The organism is Paraflavitalea devenefica, assembly GCF_011759375.1.
Classification (GTDB): Bacteria; Bacteroidota; Bacteroidia; order Chitinophagales; family Chitinophagaceae; genus Paraflavitalea; species Paraflavitalea devenefica.
Genome location: NZ_JAARML010000001.1, coordinates 192577 through 208937 on the forward strand (window position 1 = coordinate 192577; position 16361 = coordinate 208937).

The 16361-nt window shown below is 47.3% G+C and carries 17 protein-coding genes; 7 read left to right on the top strand and 10 right to left on the bottom strand.

What is annotated here, in order from left to right; translation table 11 throughout:
* Nucleotides 1-79: 79 nt before the first annotated feature.
* Both HB364_RS00690 and HB364_RS00695 read left to right on the top strand, forming a co-directional pair.
* The gene (locus HB364_RS00690; protein ID WP_167285980.1) at nt 80-754 is read left to right on the top strand and encodes a class I SAM-dependent methyltransferase; all 675 of its coding nucleotides are present in this window, start codon (nt 80-82) and stop codon (nt 752-754) included.
* An 83-nt stretch (nt 755-837) separates the two neighbouring features.
* Nucleotides 838-1626, top strand: coding sequence for a carboxylesterase family protein (locus HB364_RS00695; protein ID WP_167285981.1), 789 nt, complete (start codon nt 838-840; stop codon nt 1624-1626).
* Nucleotides 1627-1631: 5 nt separating this feature from the next.
* Here HB364_RS00695 and tgt read toward each other — a convergent pair whose 3' ends face one another.
* Entirely contained in the window at nt 1632-2783 is a 1152-nt protein-coding gene (tgt, locus tag HB364_RS00700; RefSeq protein WP_246228271.1) for a tRNA guanosine(34) transglycosylase Tgt, read from the bottom strand.
* 261 nt (nt 2784-3044) lie between these two features.
* Between tgt and HB364_RS00705 the strand changes: the two genes are divergently transcribed.
* From HB364_RS00705 to HB364_RS00715, 3 genes are all read left to right on the top strand, one after another.
* Nucleotides 3045-4175 carry a glycosyltransferase gene (locus HB364_RS00705; protein ID WP_167285982.1) on the top strand — a complete coding sequence of 377 codons (1131 nt, stop codon included), beginning with the start codon at nt 3045-3047 and terminating at the stop codon, nt 4173-4175.
* Nucleotides 4145-4795: a 16S rRNA (guanine(527)-N(7))-methyltransferase RsmG gene (gene rsmG, locus HB364_RS00710; protein WP_167285983.1), complete on the top strand. Its 651-nt coding sequence runs from the start codon at nt 4145-4147 to the stop codon at nt 4793-4795. Before HB364_RS00705 ends, rsmG begins: the two co-directional genes overlap by 31 nt.
* A gap of 157 nt (nt 4796-4952) precedes the next feature.
* Complete coding sequence (locus tag HB364_RS00715; protein WP_167285984.1) at nt 4953-5600, top strand: response regulator; 648 nt, start codon at nt 4953-4955, stop codon at nt 5598-5600.
* Between the two features lie 362 nt (nt 5601-5962).
* Here the strand turns inward: HB364_RS00715 and HB364_RS00720 are convergent, their stop codons facing one another.
* The 9 genes from HB364_RS00720 to HB364_RS00760 form a co-directional block, all read right to left on the bottom strand.
* Complete coding sequence (locus HB364_RS00720) at nt 5963-6385, bottom strand: DUF1801 domain-containing protein (protein ID WP_167285985.1); 423 nt, start codon at nt 6383-6385, stop codon at nt 5963-5965.
* A 52-nt stretch (nt 6386-6437) separates the two neighbouring features.
* The gene (locus HB364_RS00725; RefSeq protein WP_167285986.1) at nt 6438-6794 is read right to left on the bottom strand and encodes a VOC family protein; all 357 of its coding nucleotides are present in this window, start codon (nt 6792-6794) and stop codon (nt 6438-6440) included.
* A gap of 41 nt (nt 6795-6835) precedes the next feature.
* A complete protein-coding gene (locus HB364_RS00730; RefSeq protein WP_167285987.1) occupies nt 6836-7675 on the bottom strand; it encodes a helix-turn-helix domain-containing protein in 840 nt (279 codons plus the stop codon).
* A 109-nt stretch (nt 7676-7784) separates the two neighbouring features.
* Entirely contained in the window at nt 7785-9800 is a 2016-nt protein-coding gene (locus HB364_RS00735) for a M1 family metallopeptidase (protein ID WP_167285988.1), read from the bottom strand.
* Nucleotides 9801-9944: 144 nt separating this feature from the next.
* The gene (locus HB364_RS00740; RefSeq protein ID WP_167285989.1) at nt 9945-10394 is read right to left on the bottom strand and encodes a PepSY-like domain-containing protein; all 450 of its coding nucleotides are present in this window, start codon (nt 10392-10394) and stop codon (nt 9945-9947) included.
* A gap of 58 nt (nt 10395-10452) precedes the next feature.
* Nucleotides 10453-11121, bottom strand: a complete 669-nt coding sequence (gene rsmI / locus HB364_RS00745) for a 16S rRNA (cytidine(1402)-2'-O)-methyltransferase (RefSeq protein ID WP_167285990.1) — start codon at nt 11119-11121, stop codon at nt 10453-10455.
* Between the two features lie 5 nt (nt 11122-11126).
* Nucleotides 11127-11372, bottom strand: coding sequence for a phosphoribosylformylglycinamidine synthase subunit PurS (gene purS / locus HB364_RS00750; protein ID WP_119053454.1), 246 nt, complete (start codon nt 11370-11372; stop codon nt 11127-11129).
* Nucleotides 11369-12133 carry a CDP-diacylglycerol--serine O-phosphatidyltransferase gene (gene pssA / locus HB364_RS00755; protein ID WP_167285991.1) on the bottom strand — a complete coding sequence of 255 codons (765 nt, stop codon included), beginning with the start codon at nt 12131-12133 and terminating at the stop codon, nt 11369-11371. Before pssA ends, purS begins: the two co-directional genes overlap by 4 nt.
* 19 nt (nt 12134-12152) lie before the next feature.
* On the bottom strand, nt 12153-13445 hold the full coding sequence (locus tag HB364_RS00760; protein ID WP_167285992.1) for an aminopeptidase P family protein: 1293 nt from the start codon (nt 13443-13445) through the stop codon (nt 12153-12155).
* 470 nt (nt 13446-13915) lie between these two features.
* On the opposite strand from HB364_RS00760, the gene pckA reads away from it, so the two are divergent.
* Together pckA and HB364_RS00770 are read left to right on the top strand one after the other, a co-directional pair.
* Nucleotides 13916-15520 (top strand): phosphoenolpyruvate carboxykinase (ATP), encoded by a 1605-nt coding sequence (gene pckA / locus HB364_RS00765; protein WP_167285993.1) that lies wholly within the window; start codon nt 13916-13918, stop codon nt 15518-15520.
* A 310-nt stretch (nt 15521-15830) separates the two neighbouring features.
* Entirely contained in the window at nt 15831-16361 is a 531-nt protein-coding gene (locus HB364_RS00770) for a DUF922 domain-containing protein (RefSeq protein WP_167285994.1), read from the top strand.

Here is a 16361-nt window from a genome sequence, read left to right on the forward strand (position 1 = left end):
CTACATTTTTATGTGACTTATACGGCTTGTAAGTCTCAGAATTTAAAGCAATATTTGCAAAATAATTCAAGTAACGTTTATGAGCGGGTCAACAACTGCAATCAAAAGTGAAGTAAACTACGAAGAGTGGTATCATAAAGAGCGGCATAATACGCACTTTAATGATGATTATTATAATGCCCGGGCCGACATAGCCGTGAAGAAGTTCTTTGCGGGCATTGTTAAACCGGAAGACCGCCTGCTGGACTTTGGCTGCGGATTGGGACAAAATATTTACCGCATGCCCAATGCCGAGGGTTATGATATCTCCAACTTTGGTATTGAGTTTTGCCAGCGCAAAGGCATCAAGGCCACTACCAATATGGATGCAGTGCCCAATGAAGCTTTCGATGTGGTATTTACCGCGCACGTACTGGAGCATCACCCCCACCCCAAAACGATGATCGAAGACATGCGGTCAAAGCTGAAGAAGGGAAAAACATTGATCCTGGTGATCCCGTTTGAACGTCATGGTAAGGGCCAGTTCCAGTTGGACCTGAATCAACACCTCTTTGCGTGGAACTTCCAGGCGATCAACAACCTGTTGCTCACCAATGGTTTTGAAATACTGGAAAACCGCTACCTGCGCGGCGCCGGCTACAATAGATTGTTACCGCTGGCCAAGATCAACTTTGGTCTTTACCGCTGGGCTACCAATACCTTGTCGGTATTGGCAGGCATCAAGGAAATGATGGTAGTAGCGCGGAAATTGTAACGCTTGATCTTTACTTATTATATGGGCCGGTTGCTATCCGCAACCGGCTTTTTTATTGCAGCGATTTGTTGTACCTTAATTTCATGCAAAAGATATTTTTCGCGCTGCTCCTGCTATATGGAACAACCAACGCTATCGCTCAATCTAATACCGACTGGGTAAAAGCAGCATTTATACGCCAGAACGATACTTTACGATACAGGATATTATACCCGCTGAATTATGATGCGGCCAGGAAGTACCCGCTGATCTTATTGCTCCACGGAGCCGGAGAAAGGGGTAGTGATAATGAAGCGCAGTTGGTGCATGGATCAAAGCTGTTTGCTGATCCGGCCAACCGGCAGCGCTATCCGGCCATCGTTATTTTCCCCCAATGCCCACGCAATGATTTCTGGGCAAGGATTGAACGTGACCCCAACCGGAAAGATTCCCTCAATGGTTTATACTATCCTTCCGACCGGCCCATTGGCACGGCCCTGGGCCTGGTGAGCCAGTTACTGGACTCCCTGGTAGCCGCCCAAAAAGTAAATACTAAAAAGATCTATGTAGGCGGCCTCTCGATGGGCGGCATGGGTACTTTTGAAATATTATGGCGTAAAGCCGGCTTCTTTGCTGCCGCCTTTCCCATTTGTGGTGGTGGCGACCCAGCCAAAGTGTCCATGTATGGCAGAAAGTTTCCCATTTGGGTATTCCATGGAGATAAAGACAATGTGGTGCTGCCCTCCCATTCCCGCGTGATGGTAGGCGCCTTAAAAGCAGCAGGGGCTAAAGTAAAATATTCCGAGTATCCCGGTGTAGGACATAACAGTTGGGACAATGCTTTTGCAGAGCCTGACCTGTTGAAGTGGTTGTTTAAGCAGAAGAAGAAATAGTAAGCTTATAACCGTTGCTGCAGGATATGTACCTGCTCATTCTTCCAGCTTATAAAGTCACCTGCCTGTATATGCTTGCGCGCTTCTTTTACCAGCCACAGGTAAAAAGCCAGGTTGTGCACACTGGCAATGGTAAGTCCCAGTATCTCTTTGGCTTTCATCAAATGCCGCAGGTAGGCTTTGGAGTAATGATGGCTTACGGCGCAATCAATACCATCATCCAATGGTGAATAATCTTTTTCCCATTTCTTATTGTCGATATTGATCACCCCTTTAGAGGTGAACAGCATGGCATTGCGCCCATTGCGCGTAGGCATTACACAATCAAACATATCCACGCCCAGCGCTATACACTCCAGTATATTCCAGGGAGTGCCCACACCCATGAGGTAGCGGGGCTTGTGCACCGGCAACAGGTCGCAACACAATTCGCAGAACTCATACATCATATTATCCGGTTCACCCACACTCAGTCCGCCAATGGCATTGCCCGCTGCATTTTTGGAAGCGATGTATTCACTGGAAGCCCTGCGCAGATCAGCAAACGTACTGCCCTGTATGATGGGAAACAGGTTTTGCGTATAGCCATATTTATCGGGGGTATTGTTGAAATGGGTGAAACACCGGTCGAGCCAGCGGTGCGTCAGTTCCATGGACTTTTTTGCATAGGCGTATTCACTGGGGTATGGCGGGCATTCGTCAAAGGCCATGATGATATCGGCCCCGATGGTCCGTTGTATGTCCATCACATTCTCAGGGGTGAATAAATGCCGTGAACCATCAATGTGTGATTGGAACAGTACGCCTTCTTCGGTGATCTTACGGCTGGCAGCCAGTGAAAAAACCTGGTAGCCACCGCTATCTGTCAGTATCGGCCTGTCCCAGGCATTGAAGTGGTGTAATCCTCCTGCCTGTTCCAGTACCTCCAATCCCGGCCGCAGGTACAGGTGATAGGTATTGCCCAGGATGATCTGCGCCTGGACATCTTCTTTCAACTGCTGCTGGCTTACCGCTTTTACACTGCCGGCCGTACCCACCGGCATAAAGATGGGGGTTAGTATCTCTCCGTGATCCGTTACTATTTTCCCTGCCCGGGCTTTGGACCGCTGATCGGTCGCCTCCAGTTCAAATTGCAAAACAGCCATAATGGGACGCAAGATAAGGCAGGTTTCGGGTTTTGTGTTCAGTGTTTCGGGTTGCTACCGCGCTTTGAAGCAACTGACGATATTTAACTGTCATATATGCGGTATTGGCATGCACCAAGGCAAGACCGTAATTCATTGGCCTGCTGAACATAAAGAACCCGAAACCTTAAACCCGGAACCCGAAATTCACATCCTGTGAAATGATTCTTCCGCTTTCTACCTCTCTGTCATATATTTTTGTACTTTGTTCGCTATTGACCCTAAATTGTACGTATGGCCTTTTTGTCATTAATTGACTGGTGGCAAGTAATCTTTTATGTGTTTTGCCTTGTAGCCTTTATTCAATTACTTTATTACTGGATCATCTTTCAGCGGCTGGCTTATTTCAAACCTTCTGAAAAGATAAAATCACAGCAGCATCCTGTAAGCGTTATTGTCTGCGCCCGGGATGAAGCAGCCAACCTCGCCAAGAACCTGCCGGGGGTATTGGTGCAAACCTATCCTACCACGCATGAGGTGATCGTGGTAAACCACAATAGCCAGGATGAAACCCGTTACCTGCTGGAAGAGTTCAAAAAGACTTTTAAGAATCTCCATATTGTAAACCTGGAACAGGAAGCCAAGGGCATTCCGGGTAAAAAATATCCCCTCTCCATCGGTATTAAGGAAGCCCATCATGAAATACTGCTGCTGACAGATGCCGACTGTGTGCCGGCCTCTGAAAGCTGGATGCAGAAGATGCAGGATGCGTATGGAGAAGGAACTGAGATCGTATTGGGTTATGGCGCCTATCATAAGCAGCCCGGGGTACTCAATAAGCTTATCCGCTTTGAGACTTTCCACTCAGCCCTGCAATACCTTTCCTTTGCGCTGGCCGGTATGCCCTATATGGGCGTAGGCCGCAACCTCTCTTATAAAAAGGGCTTGTTCTTTGCCAATAAAGGTTTCTCGTCTATTAACCACGTTTTAAGCGGTGATGATGACCTGTTTATTAACCGCGTGGCCAAAAAGGATAATACGGCCATTGCGATTGACCAGGAAGCCATTACGCTTTCCGCGCCCAAGAAAACCTTTGGCGATTGGTGGCGGCAAAAGAACCGGCATTTTACTACCGGCAAGTTTTATAAACCTACCCATCGTTTCCTGCTGGGCCTGTATTCTTTAACGCATTTCCTCTTTTACCCGCTGCTGATTGTCAGCGCCCTGTTTTATGACTGGCGCATCAGCCTGGGTATCTTCCTGGTACGTTGTTTGAGCCAGGCCATTATCTACTATAAGGCAATGAATAAGCTCCATGAGAAGGATCTTTTTGCCTGGTGGTGGCTGCTGGATATCTGGATGTTCATTTATTATTGCATCTTTGCGCCGGCATTATGGAAAAAACCCAGGAAAAACTGGCACTGATCACTAAGTATTTTGGTGATTTTACTCCCGCCCAACTGGAGCAGTTAGGGGCACTGGAAGCATTGTATACAGACTGGAACAGCAAGATCAATGTCGTATCCCGCAAGGACATGGACAGCCTGTATGAAAAACATGTATTACACTCCCTCAGTATAGCAGCCGCCTTTGAATGGGCGCCGGGTACAGAAGTGGTAGACTTAGGTACCGGTGGTGGTTTCCCGGGCATCCCCCTGGCCATCTTTTATCCGGAAGTGCGTTTCCACCTGGTGGATAGTATTGGAAAAAAGATCAAAGTAGTGCAGGCTGTCAGTGAAGCACTGGGACTGAAGAATGTAACTGCCCAACATAGCCGCATTGAAGATATTAAGAACCGGAAATTTGATTTCGTGGTATCACGGGCGGTGGCCCCGTTGCAGCATCTCTGGCAATGGTCCAGGCCTTTGCTGAAGAAGCCTTCCACCACTCAACACCGTAATCCTGGCCTGATATGCCTGAAAGGTGGTGATCTTGCTGCTGAAATAGCTGAAAGCGGTTGCAAACCAACTGTTTTAGAGATGTATGAGATATTTCCGGAAGAATATTTCAAAGAGAAATACCTTTTATTCGTTCCCTTCACTTAGTTAACGTATCCAGGTGTTTAGTAAATGGTTGTGCAAACTACTACCCATTTAAGTATATTTATGCACATCAGCGGTATACGTATTCTCTTTAATGTGGGCATTAAAAACTACCACAAAGTGGTATTCCCTGTTTCACCAAAACCCTGAACTTTGTGTTATGGATATTAGCATTTGCATAGTTGACGATAATAAGGATATCCGCTCAGCATTGGAACAAATCATCCTCATGTCTGACGGGTACCAGTTATTGGGAAGTGTTGGTTCTGCGGAAGAAGCCATGCAACAGATCCCTTTGTTGAGCCCCGATATTGTTTTAATGGACATTAACCTGGGGGAAGGAGAAAGTGGTATTGATTGTGTGCGGCACCTGAAAGCCGAGCATCCGGACATTCTTTTCATGATGTGTACTGTGTACGAAGATGATGAGAAGATATTTGAAGCCCTGACTGCCGGCGCCAGCGGATACATTCTAAAGAAAACAGCTCCCCATAAACTGTTGGAAGCCATCAGGGAATTGCAGGAAGGCGGCGCTCCTATGAGCAGCCAGATCGCCCGTAAAGTGGTCGGTGCTTTCATGCATAATAAACCGGTGGAAAAAGAGGCTCCGGAAGCCTCCTCCCTCAGCGTACTTTCCAACCGTGAAAAGGAAATACTGGAATTACTGGCCAGGGGCATGTTGTACAAAGAGATAGCAGCCAGCCTGTTCATCAGCCAGGAAACCGTACGGAAACATGTGTACCACATCTATGAGAAGTTACACGTGAACAACCGGGTGGAAGCGATCAACAAATTCTTTGGACGTTAACCATATATACCTAAAACGGCTTTGGTAGTCATATATAGCCATGATTACCAGGGCTGTTTTCTTTTCCCGCTGACGTTTGGCATTCCATTTGCTCAACTTTACCAGTCACATAGGAGGTACTCCTTACCATTTCAACAATCACCGGATTAGTGGATGGAAAACTACCACAAAGTGGTATTGATTTCCCTTAGCACACCATCTACCTTTGCAACCGGGCCGCACTAGTCTGATACGTTAGCCATTATACCTTATCCAATTTTTTTTCTGTCTTTCCCGCTACGGCTGATCAACAGACATTAACCTAAGCACCTTATCATTGCAAGTAAAAAGCCGACTCTTGTTGAGACGGCTTTTTCTTTTTATTATTTGTCAGGATATAGCTTCTTTATATGCGCCACTGAATTCGTGATGAGCTTTTTCAATACAGGCAGCTTTATATCTTCCAGCTTTTTGACGTAGAGGCATGCCACACTCATCTTGTGTTTTCCCAATTCCTTCAGCAGTTCTTCTTTCTTATTAAAGTCTGTGGCCAGGTAGATAGCCAACGCATCCTTCCTGGGCGAAAAGCCTGCTAAAGGCGCATCCCCTTCATGACCACTTGCATATTTATAATGATAGCTTCCGAAACCAACAATGGAAGGTCCCCACATCTTCGGCTCAAAACCGGTGAGCTCTTTGAATATCTCAATCAACTGATAACTGTCATCCCGTTTGGTTTCGTTGTCCACTTCACTGATAAAGTCTTTTACAGGGCGGTCGGTTTGTGTTGTTTTCGTTTTTGCCATGATGGGTTATACATTTAGTGCGGGAAATGGCATAGGCTGTTATTCAAATGTATCACTTTGTCACTAATCCTACCATATTCCCTTCAGGATCTTTAAACCAGGCAAACTGCTTCCCATCCGGCAGGGTAACCGGGCCTACCAGCTTTGTACCACCGGCTGCTGCTATCTTTTGCAAATGGTGGTTGATATCTTCTACCTGGATATAGAAGGTGGTATAATGATGCGGCTCATGCCCCAATGAAGTGATATGCCCCTGTATGCCTTCTGTAGCATTGGTATTTAACAGGGAGGCCATGGGTATGCCGGTGGGTGTCCATCCAAATAGCTCCGTATAGAAAGCAGTGGTTTTGGCCAGGTCTTTACAGCCGATCTCAAAGTGTACTACCGGATGCAGGGTTGATTGCGTCATACTATATGATTTATTGATTTGTGGCGGCTAAAATAGACCTGTTACCCGGAAATAAATTGTAAAAATGTTTCCCGCGCTACAGGGATAAAGTTGGGGGTGTACTTTATATCGGGGTATTGGAGACAGAGCTTTTTGTATTGCAACGGTGTAATACCGGCACGGGCTATAAAATCATTGATAAAGTGCGCCTGGTCATAATAATCGTGCACCGCAGAAAGCGATTGGTGACTGTTATGGGCTATGGCAGATAAGGTATTATTAAACCGTAGAATGCCCTGTATATTCTTCACTGAATCACCAAAATAATGTTGGGTATCGCTCCGTAATTTCTTGCGGGTAACGCCCAGCGCCCGGCAAATTTCATTGACCGAAGAAGTATGGATCGCTGTATCCAGCCATTTCACTTTTGGCAGGTTGGGAAGATCACGCTTAAGCAGCAGGGCTGTCAGGTATTTTTCAATGAGTAAAAATCCCTGATGAACATCCCTGCATGCCAGCAATTGTTCCCGCAGGTTAAATATTTCCCTGGAGGTCCAGTGTTCGGCGCTTACTGCCAGGTCATTGGTCTCCATGGCAGGCAGGTTGGCCAGGTAAGGCAACATGCCCGGCTTCAGACCGATCGCGTACATGGCCATCACACCAGTGTTTTCCAGCATGAACGTGTTATCCTGCTTTCCGTTGATCCATACCGTATCAGTTAGCTCCTGTTTGCGCGGTGAGGAAGTATATACATCCGACGTACTGAAGTTGGAACCTACATTAATAATGATCACCTGCCAGGCACGCTGAAAAGCCACGCCTGTTCCATGGGTATCCATGAAAACGATAGAACCCACAAAGTCTTTCAATATGCCCCGGGGAATATATACTTTAAACGGCATGCGGTAATAATAGGAAGTAAAAGCTACAGGATTTTTTGCACATTAACAAGAAAGGTTACCCGCTTTTAGGCGAGTAACCTTTCATCCTATTTCAGTAAGTTGAAAACTATTACTGCAGCTCCTTTTTATTGTTCCTGCGGTCTGTATCGGCCATACGTTGGGTAGGATCAATCTCAATGGATTTCACATCTGCCAGTTTGCGATCAACTTCTACCACATAGGCAGGATGTGTCCATTTCCAGGCTTCATAAGTTTTGGTGGGAATAGCAGCAACTTCCGGTTTCTTTTCACCAAACATAAGGTACTGGGGAATGTAAGCGATGGACCGGCTGCCATCCTTATACGCAATATACAGGTCTACCGGCATGGGCATTTTGCCCACCCGCTCCAGGCGGACCTTTGTTTTACCACCCTCTTCCCACACAGAGTCAATACCATAATCAATGGTCTTGGTAGTATTCACAAAATATTCCCGGTACCAGTCCAGTTGCAGGCCACTCACCTTTTCTGCTATGCGTATCAGGTCATTTGCATTAGGGTGTTTAAACCGCCATTGGTTGTAATATTCCAGTAATATCTTATCACGTACTGCGGCGCCTACTATATAACCCAACTGCTCCATAAACACTTCTCCTTTTGCATAAGAAGCAATGCTGTAGGCAAAGTTGGTCTCAAAATGATCGGCATGGGTGGTAAGCGGTTCTTCCAGTCCGCTCTTTGCCAGGGCAAAATATCCTTGGTAAGCGCTGTGGTGCGGATTCTCCCTGCCCAGGAAGCTGCTGCTTTTAGTAAGGGAGTCTACTACCTGTGTTTTACGGGGGCCGGTGCCTACCTCCGATTGCGTCACCTGGTTTTTAGTTACCGCCTGGTAATATTCAGTCACCAGCGATTCTGCATAGCTGGTAAAGCCTTCATCCATCCAGGCATACTCCGATTCATTGGTGCCCAGTAGCATCTGGTACCAGGTATGCATCCATTCATGAAAGGCCGTGCCCAGGCTGGCGCTCACGATCAGCGTACCCATAGGGTATTCCATGCCCCCGTCACCGCCATGTATAAAGGTGTATTGCTTATAGGGATAGGCGCCAAACTTCTTTTCTATAAAGGGCAATACTGTTACAGCAGCATCGGCAATGCGTGTCCATTGATCATCATAACTGCTCAGGTATTTTTGAAAATCGCTGCCATAACGGGCTTTGCTGGCTTCCGTAAGCGCATCATATTGTTTCCTGATCTGTTTTTCATCTTTGTTATAGATCACATGGATCACCGGGCCATTGGCAATGGTGCGGGTGATGTGTGCATACTCGGGATCAGCCGCCCACATGAAGTCATGCACATTGGGCGCCACAAAATGCCAGGTCAGTTTATCACCTGCGGGCCTGGTCACCTTAGTACCGGGCGCTTCATAACCATAACCTATCTGGTTAGGGTTTTGCAGGTAGCCGGTACCACCGATCAGGTAGCTTTTATCGATGGTGATCTTTACCTCAAAGTCGCCCCATACGCCATAAAACTCACGGGCTATATAGGGTGTAGGATGCCAGCCTTCATAATCATACTCGCATAATTTGGGATACCACTGGCTCATGGAATAGCGCACACCTGTAGTGGGATTATCCCTGCCGCTGCGCCGGATCTGCACAGGCACCTGGGTTTCAAAATCCATGTCAAACACTACTTTCGACTTAGGCAGGATGGGCTTGCTCAGTATTACTTCGAGGATCGTTTCCTGCACTTTGTACTGTTGCGCCACCCCATTCATTTTGAGGGAGATGATCTTCTGGTAACCGATCTCATCGGGTTTCAGGTTGGCAATACGGTCACGTACACGACCATCCCAGTCGGACCGGCCATTAATTCTCATCTTCCCCAGCTCTTCACTGCGGGCATCCATCATACTGTTGGGCTGAAAAGCATTCCAGTACAGATGATAGAACACCTTCGTTAATGTATCGGGAGAGTTATTGGTGTATTCCAGTTTTTGCTTTCCGGTAAACCGGTTGGTATTGACATCCATATTGATGTCCATAACATACTTTACCCGCTGCTGCCAGCGGTCCGGCTGTGCCATGGCTGCTGTTACAGCAAAAAGGCCAGCCATTAAAAGCGTGTAGTTTCTCATTTATTCTCAGGGTTTTTGTTTCTGAAGCCGGAAGGTAGGGAAAAGTCGGAAAGTGTGGAAGACCGTTTATAATAAGAAAAGTCCGGAAGAAAGCAGCTTCAAACCTGCATTTCTTACGGACTTTCCAATTTCCGGACTTCCGGACTATAAGGTAATGTTATCTTTCAACAGACGGCCCTCACTGTTAAACAGCAGGTTCTTTTTCTGCAGGTCGCTCTTTACCACATGCAGGCGATACTGGACCTTATCGCCGGGTAATTCGATCTTTGTTACATTATCTATCTTCCATTCGGCCCATTTACTTTTATTGAAACCATCCTTTACCGCATCGGGTAAGGCACTTTCTCCAATGACCTGCTCTGTATATTGCCATACGGCCTTATTGTTGAAACGGGCTTCATAATGGCCGCCATTGTCATCAAATTCAGCTACGAATCCGGATAATTTATCTTTCCATTCTACATTGGAAGCGCTGGGATATTTGGTCTTGAAAGCTTCGGTCACCGTAGCTGGAACGCTGCGTACCTGGGCCAACACGTTATTGGTCAATGCCAAACACAATACAAAGGACAAGAAGGGGATTACTCTTTTCATACAAGACTATTTTTAGAAGGAATATGCAAATATCAAACCTGGCTGTTGTAAGGAAAACTTAAATCTCTTTTCCCGCTACTACAATTACGATCTCTCCTTTAACCTCTTTCTTCTTAAAATGTTCACTTACTTCCTGTAAAGTGCCACGTGCATTCTCTTCATATACCTTGGTCAGTTCGCGGCTTACGCTGCACAGGCGGCCGGCGCCGAAATACTGGGCCATTTCTTCCAGCGTTTTCACCAGGCGGTGAGGCGATTCATAAAAGATCATGGTACGCTCTTCTTCGGCCAGCTTTTTAAACATCGTTTGCCGCCCTTTTTTCTGGGGTAAAAAGCCTTCGAATGCAAAACGGTTGGCAGGCAGCCCGCTATTCACCAGTGCAGGCACAAAGGCGGTGGAACCGGGCAGGCATTCTACCTTCACGCCTACCTTGATACATTCCCGCACCAGCAGGAAGGCCGGGTCTGAAATACCGGGTGTGCCGGCATCCGATACCAGGGCCATGGTCTTGCCTTCCATCAATTGATTGATGAGATGCTGCAATACCAGGTGCTCATTATGCTGGTGATAGGGCGACAGGGGCCGTATCACCTGGTAATGATTCAGTAATTTGATGGTAGTACGTGTGTCCTCGGCCAGTATCAGGTCAACCTTTTTTAGCACTTCCAGCGCACGCAGGGTAATATCCTGCAGGTTACCGATGGGTGTGGGAACGATATATAGCACCTTACCTAATTAACAGCTACTTCAAAGTATTCCATTACCGGGTTGGCCAGTAATTTTTTAGATGCTTCTTCCGCTATCTTTTTAGCCTCTTCGGGGTTGTTGGCTTCTACCTGTAAAGTGATGTTCTTTCCGATGCGCACATCCTGCACAGTGTTCAATCCCAGGTTTTGTAATCCGCCCATCACGGCTTTGCCTTGTGGATCCAGTAATTCTTTCAGCGGCATTACGGTAACCTGAACATTATACGTCATGTGGTTTTATTTTTGAAGGCCAAAGATACAATGATATAGAGAATAAACACGACCGGAACGGCCAGCCACTTCAATAAAACCGCGCCCAGTATGGCCGCCAGCAGCAAAATAATTTTCGGCAGGTTATTTTTCAGCGTGAAGTCTTTGAATTTCAGGGCCAGCAGCGGGATATTGCTCACCATCAGGTAACTAACTATAGCAATAATAGCATATATCGCCCAGGGATTGGCCAGTACATTCTTAACAGCCGTCTCATTTCCATAGAAGTAAATAAGTGGCAGGGAAGCGATCAGCAGGCCCGCTGCAGGGGTAGGCATTCCTTTAAAACCGTATTGCTGGCTGTCGTCAATATTGAACCTGGCCAGTCGCCACGCAGCAGCACAGGGAACAATAAAAGCAGGCAGCAGCCAGCCTATATTCATATCCATGCCATCTTCCTGCTGTGCGTAACCCAGCCGCAGGAACTGGTACAATATCATACCAGGCGCCACGCCAAAACTGACCACATCGGCCAGGGAATCCAGTTGTTTACCCATTGCAGAAGTGGCTTTGAACAGGCGGGCCACAAAGCCATCCAGGAAATCCACCACAGCGCTCAACCCAATGAACAAAGAAGCCAGGGCCAGTTGTTCCGGAAACCGGACAAAGTATTCTCCCTGGTCATCAAAAGCATGGTCAATACCATTCTGCAAAATGAATACGATGGCACAGCAGCCAAAGAGTAAATTGAGTAACGTAAATAAGTTAGGGATCTGCTTCATAGTAATATTAGCACATTAATTATTTCTTCTTCATGATTGATTCTATCTCTTCTACCGTGATGGGAATGTTGGCCATCAGGTCTTTGTTACCGGTTTTGGTAAGCCATACATTGTTCTCTATCCGGATGCCCATCTGCTCTTCTTCAATGTAAATACCGGGCTCAATGGTAAATACCATGCCGGCTGTTACCGGCTCTGTACGGCTCCCCAGGTCGTGCACATCAATACCGAGGTGATGTGAGATACCATGGTACAAATATTTACGGTAAGCCAGGTTATCCTTGTCCTCATTCTTCAGGTCCTGCTTAGTGAGCAATCCCAGTTTCACAAATACCCTGGTCGCTTCTGCCCCTACCTTATCTGTATAGGCGGCAATCGTGATACCCGGCTTCAGGATGCTTTTGGCATAATTGTGCAGGTGCAGGCACCCGTTATACACTTCCTTCTGCCGTTTGGTGAACTTACCATTCACCGGTATGGTGCGGGTAAGATCGGCACAATAACCGCCGTATTCAGCGCCAAAATCCATCAGGATCAGCTCGCCGTCCTTACACGCCTGGTTATTCTCAATATAATGCAGCGTACGGGCACGGTCGCCGCTGGCTACAATACTATTATAGGCAGGGCGGGTAGCTCTTTGCGACAGAAAACTATGGTAAATCTCCGCCTCGATCTCATATTCCATCACTCCCGGCTTTATAAACTTTAATAAACGCAGAAAAGTGTTATGTGTTATGTCAATGGCCTGTTGCATGACCACCACTTCCTGGGACGTTTTCACGGCCCGCAGTTCTTTCATGATGCGGGCGCTGCGTTTATAGGGGTGGAGCGGGTACCGCTGACGCATAGTCTCTATATACCGGTAATCGCGTACCGGCACCTGGCTGGCCTTGCGGTCATTTTCATTGGTGTTGAGGTAAATATTATCGGCCAGGTGGATCCAGGTTTGTAATACAGACTCCAGGGTATCCAGCCACATCACGGTTTTCATGCCGGAGATCCGCTTGCCTTCCTCGGCCCTTAACCGCCTGCCGTCCCATTTTTCCTTCAGCTCATTGGGACGCACCAGTACCAGCACTTCCCTGAACCGGGGATCGGGGTTGTCCGGGAAAAGGATCACCATCGTGTCTTCCTGGTCAATACCACAGAGCCAATAGAGGTCTGAGTTCTGTTTAAAAGTATGGGTAGCGTCGCCATTGGAGGGCAGCTCGTCATTGCTGTTGAAAATGGCAATGCTGTTTTTCTCCATCCGGCTTATAAAGCGCTTCCGGTTCTGTACAAAAATGGCCGGGTCCAGCGGCAGATACTTCATCTGATAGTTTTTATTTCTTTTTGGCCAGCACTTGTCCCGACTTGTCGGGATGGGACTGGCGTCTCATAAAATATTGCTATTAAGCCGCATAAAAATAACCAATGAATAGATAAGACCGTGAATTTCAGTTATTTTTTAAGGCATATAGGCAACAAGGCATCAAGGCAACGAGTAAGAAAGCAGCAGGCTGCCGGCAATAAAACCCTCGTTGTCTGGTTGCCTCTGTGCCTTGTTGCCTCATTGCATTTTTGCCTGCAATCAATTTTTACCAAAAATTCCTGTTTTTAGGAACGGTTCAGTGAAAGCAGCTTATTGTTGAACGCCCACGAAAACTAACAATTGTTAGCGGTGTAATTATCAATAAATCAGGTTTCAGATTAGATAGTATTCAATTTTTTGAGCTTTTGGCCCTTTGTATTAGAAATTATTAAATTCTACCTTTGTTGACTAATCTCTTAAAGTTGCTTGTTATGTCACTATCAACCATCACAATTCCCCTACATCAGGTAACCCGTCTCGGGTTACGACAGGATCACACGCTTCATTACCAGCTCAGCCCGGAAGAGCTGATCCAGGACGTTCTGCGGCTACAGGAAGGCGTATTGAATGATACCGGCGCATTGGTCATCCGTACCGGAGAATTCACCGGCCGCAGCCCCAAAGACAAGTTCACCGTGAAAGATGAGATCACTGCCAACACGGTACACTGGAACGAGTTTAACCTGCCGTTGGAAGAAAAGTATTTCCACATCATCCAGAAAAGGATTGTGGAGCACCTGAACAGTAAAAATGAATTGTGGGTGCGCGATGCCTATGCCTGCGCCGATCCCCGGTACCGCATTAATATCCGGGTGGTGAATGAAAAGCCCGCCATCAATCTCTTTGCCCATAATATGTTCCTGCGCCCTACAGAGGAACAATTGGAAAACTTCACGCCCGACTGGCATATCCTGTCAGCGCCTGAGCTAAGACTCGATCCGGCAGAGTGCGGTATCCGCCAGCACAATGCCGCCGTGATCAGTTTTAAACATAAGACGATCCTCATTGCCGGCACCGGCTATACCGGTGAAACCAAGAAAGGCATTTTCACTGTACTGAATTATATCCTGCCCCAGGAGAAAGGTGTATTGAGCATGCACTGCTCGGCCAATATTGGTGAAAAAGGCGATACCGCCCTGTTCTTTGGCCTTAGCGGCACCGGTAAAACCACCCTGAGCGCCGACCCGCAGCGCAGGCTGATCGGGGATGATGAACATGGCTGGACCCATAATGGCGTTTTCAATTTTGAAGGCGGCTGTTATGCCAAGTGTATTGACCTGAGCGAAGAAAAAGAACCTGAAATATTCCATGCTATCCGTCCCGGCGCCCTGGTAGAGAATGCTGTTTTTCATGCCGGAACCAGTACGATCAATTTTGCCGACAAGTCCATTACGGAGAATACCCGGGTGAGCTACCCGCTGGATTTTATCAGTAATGCACAGGAACCTTCTGTAGGAAATATTCCGGCCAATATATTCTTCCTTACCTGTGATGCCTATGGCGTATTGCCGCCGGTATCCAGGCTTACTCCTGCACAGGCCATGTACCAGTTCATTTCCGGCTATACGGCCAAGGTAGCCGGTACTGAAGCAGGGGTAACAGAACCCAAATCTACTTTCAGCGCCTGCTTTGGCGCGCCCTTCCTCCCGCTGCATCCCGGCCGGTATGCCGCCATGCTGGGCGAGAAGTTGCGCAAACAGGATGTAAAAGTATGGATGATCAATACCGGCTGGACAGGCGGCGCCTATGGAACCGGCAACCGTATCAAGCTGGCTTATACCCGGGCCATGATCACAGCAGCCCTGGAAGGCAGGCTGGACGAGGTGGCCTATGAAAATCATCCTGTGTTTGGCATGGCCGTACCCCAAAGCTGTCCGGATGTACCGGCGGAAATACTGAATCCCCGGAATACCTGGGCCGATAAGACCGCTTATGATACGGCAACCCGTAACCTGGCGCAGCAGTTCATTAAGAACTTTGAAAAATATACCGCCGGGGTACCCGAAGAAATCCTGGAAGCAGCACCTAAGATTTAACAGGTGTCTTACTATACCTATGCTTGCTGAACCAAACCTGTCAGCACTTACCCCGCCCTGCGGGGGTTTGGTTTAGCACTGGCCTCAAACGATTACTGCTATATGGAACTCTATCCCATCAACCGGATAGAGTTTTTTTTATGCCCATAAAACGGGCCGGGCTTTATTTTCGTCTGATTAAGAGAATGATGCCGGATTTTGCACAGTAATTGGGTCAGGGACCGGTAAAAACAGGGGTTTTACCGGATTTTTGTGACATGATTTGAACAATTTCATTAAACTTTGCCGTTTGTATATCGCATAGCGTAGTATGATCACACATTTTATCGCTTTCCTGCTCACAGCCCTTACGGGCGTCGGACAAGCCAATTTTATAGAATGGAGCCCCTCCCGGAAACTGACCTGGGATGATTTTAAGGCCCCGCCTGATGTTGCCTCCACCAATGCAGCCCTGACCAGCAGTTCTATCAATGTGGAATTTGGCTATGATGAGGAAGAACTACAGTTCAATATTAAATGCAGTTTTGACAAAAACAAGTCGTGGGTGCGTATCCGCAACAATACCATCCTGTTGCATGAACAAGGCCATTTTGATATTGCCGAACTGCATGCCCGCAAGCTGAACCAGGCGCTGAAAGCCTATCATTTCAATGCAAAGACGGTCAGCAATGATGTGAACAGGATCTACGACAGCGTCATGACCCTCCACCATGCTGCCCAGAACGAGTATGACAAGGAAACCGATTTCTCCCGCAACAAAGAAAAGCAGACGTTATGGCTGAAGAAAATAGCCGATGACCTGCAGGGACTGAAAACGTATGCCGCTTACAGCAAACAGTGA

Excerpts from the sequence above, each read along its gene's own strand:
- HB364_RS00690 (WP_167285980.1), top strand. The coding sequence starts at position 80 with ATGAGCGGGTCAACAACTGCAATCAAAAGTGAAGTAAACTACGAAGAG.
- HB364_RS00695 (WP_167285981.1), top strand. The coding sequence starts at position 838 with ATGCAAAAGATATTTTTCGCGCTGCTCCTGCTATATGGAACAACCAAC.
- HB364_RS00705 (WP_167285982.1), top strand. The coding sequence starts at position 3,045 with ATGGCCTTTTTGTCATTAATTGACTGGTGGCAAGTAATCTTTTATGTG.
- rsmG (WP_167285983.1), top strand. The coding sequence starts at position 4,145 with ATGGAAAAAACCCAGGAAAAACTGGCACTGATCACTAAGTATTTTGGT.
- HB364_RS00715 (WP_167285984.1), top strand. The coding sequence starts at position 4,953 with ATGGATATTAGCATTTGCATAGTTGACGATAATAAGGATATCCGCTCA.
- HB364_RS00720 (WP_167285985.1), bottom strand. The coding sequence starts at position 6,385 with ATGGCAAAAACGAAAACAACACAAACCGACCGCCCTGTAAAAGACTTT.
- HB364_RS00725 (WP_167285986.1), bottom strand. The coding sequence starts at position 6,794 with ATGACGCAATCAACCCTGCATCCGGTAGTACACTTTGAGATCGGCTGT.
- HB364_RS00730 (WP_167285987.1), bottom strand. The coding sequence starts at position 7,675 with ATGCCGTTTAAAGTATATATTCCCCGGGGCATATTGAAAGACTTTGTG.
- HB364_RS00735 (WP_167285988.1), bottom strand. The coding sequence starts at position 9,800 with ATGAGAAACTACACGCTTTTAATGGCTGGCCTTTTTGCTGTAACAGCA.
- HB364_RS00740 (WP_167285989.1), bottom strand. The coding sequence starts at position 10,394 with ATGAAAAGAGTAATCCCCTTCTTGTCCTTTGTATTGTGTTTGGCATTG.
- purS (WP_119053454.1), bottom strand. The coding sequence starts at position 11,372 with ATGACGTATAATGTTCAGGTTACCGTAATGCCGCTGAAAGAATTACTG.
- pssA (WP_167285991.1), bottom strand. The coding sequence starts at position 12,133 with ATGAAGCAGATCCCTAACTTATTTACGTTACTCAATTTACTCTTTGGC.
- HB364_RS00760 (WP_167285992.1), bottom strand. The coding sequence starts at position 13,445 with ATGAAGTATCTGCCGCTGGACCCGGCCATTTTTGTACAGAACCGGAAG.
- pckA (WP_167285993.1), top strand. The coding sequence starts at position 13,916 with ATGTCACTATCAACCATCACAATTCCCCTACATCAGGTAACCCGTCTC.
- HB364_RS00770 (WP_167285994.1), top strand. The coding sequence starts at position 15,831 with ATGATCACACATTTTATCGCTTTCCTGCTCACAGCCCTTACGGGCGTC.